Source organism: Shigella sp. FJ200513 (assembly GCF_040495915.1).
Classification (GTDB): domain Bacteria; phylum Pseudomonadota; class Gammaproteobacteria; order Enterobacterales; family Enterobacteriaceae; genus ECMA0423.
Genome location: NZ_JBDYCV010000265.1, coordinates 1 through 672, shown reverse-complemented (window position 1 = coordinate 672; position 672 = coordinate 1). Strand labels below are relative to the sequence as shown.

1 protein-coding gene is annotated in these 672 nt (G+C 53.7%); it reads left to right on the top strand.

What is annotated here, in order from left to right:
* Position 1 precedes the first annotated feature (1 nt).
* Positions 2–672: AadA family aminoglycoside 3''-O-nucleotidyltransferase (locus ABZJ92_RS22115; protein WP_001334793.1), on the top strand; the 671-nt coding region annotated here is incomplete at its 3' end.

Here is a 672-nt window from a genome sequence, read left to right as displayed (position 1 = left end):
GGTGATCGCCGAAGTATCGACTCAACTATCAGAGGTAGTTGGCGTCATCGAGCGCCATCTCGAACCGACGTTGCTGGCCGTACATTTGTACGGCTCCGCAGTGGATGGCGGCCTGAAGCCACACAGTGATATTGATTTGCTGGTTACGGTGACCGTAAGGCTTGATGAAACAACGCGGCGAGCTTTGATCAACGACCTTTTGGAAACTTCGGCTTCCCCTGGAGAGAGCGAGATTCTCCGCGCTGTAGAAGTCACCATTGTTGTGCACGACGACATCATTCCGTGGCGTTATCCAGCTAAGCGCGAACTGCAATTTGGAGAATGGCAGCGCAATGACATTCTTGCAGGTATCTTCGAGCCAGCCACGATCGACATTGATCTGGCTATCTTGCTGACAAAAGCAAGAGAACATAGCGTTGCCTTGGTAGGTCCAGCGGCGGAGGAACTCTTTGATCCGGTTCCTGAACAGGATCTATTTGAGGCGCTAAATGAAACCTTAACGCTATGGAACTCGCCGCCCGACTGGGCTGGCGATGAGCGAAATGTAGTGCTTACGTTGTCCCGCATTTGGTACAGCGCAGTAACCGGCAAAATCGCGCCGAAGGATGTCGCTGCCGACTGGGCAATGGAGCGCCTGCCGGCCCAGTATCAGCCCGTCATACTTGAAGCTAG